Annotated in this window: 2 protein-coding genes and 1 pseudogene; 1 reads left to right on the forward strand and 2 read right to left on the reverse strand. The window is 44.1% G+C overall.

Features of this window, described 5'->3' with window-relative positions:
• Positions 1–293: 293 nt before the first annotated feature.
• Both A3IE_RS0119260 and A3IE_RS0119265 read right to left on the reverse strand, forming a co-directional pair.
• Positions 294–842 (reverse strand): hypothetical protein, encoded by a 549-nt coding sequence (locus tag A3IE_RS0119260; RefSeq protein WP_020397245.1) that lies wholly within the window; start codon positions 840–842, stop codon positions 294–296.
• A 435-nt stretch (positions 843–1,277) separates the two neighbouring features.
• Positions 1,278–1,748: a glycine-rich domain-containing protein gene (locus A3IE_RS0119265; protein ID WP_020397246.1), complete on the reverse strand. Its 471-nt coding sequence runs from the start codon at positions 1,746–1,748 to the stop codon at positions 1,278–1,280.
• 106 nt (positions 1,749–1,854) lie between these two features.
• Between A3IE_RS0119265 and A3IE_RS23340 the strand changes: the two are divergent.
• Positions 1,855–2,383, forward strand: a pseudogene (locus A3IE_RS23340) (transposase); the annotation flags it as partial.

A 2,383-nucleotide genomic window follows, 5' to 3' on the forward strand; every position in this document is an offset into this window, starting at 1 on the left:
CATTGCCTATACCTGGCAACCTAAGAAGCCTTCCCTTCAATGGGCTACTGAAGCTCACATGCTTTGTGTGTGACTCTTAAGCAAAACTCACGTTAGATTAGTTGTCACATTGATTCACACATCAGCGCACTGTGAACTTTGGGTAAGCACCAATCATAAAAGATGAACATGACCTCCGCATTTTATCGGCAAAGAACAAACTCTCTATTTTTTGTTGGTCAAGTTGGTGTTGTCTGTCACGCTTCAGCGCACTGTGTGTTTTTTGGTTTTGATCCCCTTTTGATTCATCCCAGCTATTCGATAATCTCAATTTTAGGATCTCTAAAGGAAGAGCCATCTATAGTGTTAAAAAGGCCTGCTACTCGAGCAGTATCACCATTCACCAGTACCGTAAAGTCCTGTTGAACATGGTTTTTTTCATCAAAATAGCGTAAGAATATTGGAGTTTCTCCGTTTTGGTCTGGAAATTGCCACCACCATCCTCCGAACGTTGAGGAATGAATGTTTGGCAAATAACCTGAGTCACATTTACGTTTAAAATCATCTGCGGTTATCATGTCTTTGAACACTTGATGGAAATCAGTCTCATATATTTTCTGACATTCTTCTGATGAAGGCTCTTCGGGAAGGCTTTCAATAAGCTTTTTTGCCACATCAAGCCGCTTGTAAATATCTGCCGGATCAATGAGCGATGTCTCATTCTTTACACCGCTGCCAAAATTGATAGTTCGGTCGCCAAACCGTAAGGAAATACCTATGTAGCCAAAGAACAAGCTTGCAATGATTATGAGACCAACAACGGACGAACAACCGCAGCCAGTATTGGGTGATGCTTCAGACATGGCGACCTCTTATTACGTTGTCTTTGGGAGGGAGTTATGTATTAATAAAAACTGCCTTATAGTCAAATAGTTAAATCATAAGTATGTAAATCCTAATTTTAAGAATTTGCACAGTAAAATGTAGTTCAATAGACCTCCTGCGAAAGTCAAAAATTGAGCAATTTCATTTTTCTGCTAAAGCTTGCCCCGTATAGCGATTGTGTCCAACGCTGGCCAAAATTTAGCCCATAAAACTGCTTAAAAAATGACTTTCGCAGGAGGTCTAATCTTGAGAAGATCATACGGCGATATAGTAACAATATATAAAGGCCGTGTAAAAAATTCAGCACCTTGCCGCTCTCTCAAGCTAGAGATATTGATCGGTTATAACCTCGTCAACGTGAAGCTCAGGGGCGCTGCGCGGCTTTATCGCGCAGCGTCCCTTGAAGCGTAATGTCATGTAGCGATGGCAAGCCTTGGCCTTTGATCCATTGCAAACATCGAAGAGTTGCACCGACGCCCGCAGTTTGGACACCGCTTGCCTGCCAGCCAAAGATCAGTTGGAAGTTTGCCAAAGCGAGCTTCGTAAAGGGCGCATAAATCGGCCCACGCCGTTTTTAGATTCTCCTCGTCTTGTTTGCCGCGCATTCCGAAATACGGAAAATGGTGAAGGAAATAGCCGAAATAACTTTGGCAATCTTCTTGATATTTCTGAGTATCCAAAATATGGAAATGCCAAAAATAGTCCACTAAAGAGGATGGAACTACTGCTGCCTCTGGATTTTCTTTGCAAAGAATCAGATATTTCTCATATTCGGCGGCTACCCGTTTTGTGAACTCAAGAGTCCAGCCCAAGCCTTCCTCTTTATCCATAACCTTCACCATAATCGGCTCCAAGTCTAGGTCGGTTAAAGTTTTTTCATTCATTAGACCTCTTGCGAAAGTAATGTACGTGAGTTTTGCTTAAGGAAAGGCGTCTGATCGAGTAGATTGTGTGTCAATCACCCCACACCGTCGACCCGGAGCAGACGCTATGACCACAAGTTTACTCGAATTATTTTGTGACCTTGATGATTTTTGCCAAACCTTTGTTCCCCAGTGGAACCAGCAGCGTCTGGCACACGGTGAGCAGCAGCGTCAACGCCCACGCCAACTCTGCTTAAGCGAAGTGATGACGATCTTGGTGTACTTTCCTCAATCGAGTTATCGGTGTTTCAAACATTATTACCTGAAGCATCGCTCGGTCTTAGTAGACGCCTTTCCTGCCTTCGTCAGCTATAGTCGATTTGTTCAATGGATGCCCACCACCTTAATCCCTCTATGTGTATACCTGATGGGACGGCGGGGACAGCAAACGGGCATCAGTTTTATCGATGCGACCTCATTAGCGGTGTGTCACCCGCGCCGTATTCCTAGCCATAAAGTGTTTAAACAACTGGGTAAACGTGGCAAAACCTCCACAGGGTAGTTCTATGGGTTCAAACTCCATTTAGTCATTAATGATCGCGGGGAACTACTCGCCTTTCAAGTGACCCCCGCCAATACTGATGACCGCCAACCGG

The organism is Thiolinea disciformis DSM 14473 (assembly GCF_000371925.1).
GTDB classification, from domain to species: domain Bacteria; phylum Pseudomonadota; class Gammaproteobacteria; order Thiotrichales; family Thiotrichaceae; genus Thiolinea; species Thiolinea disciformis.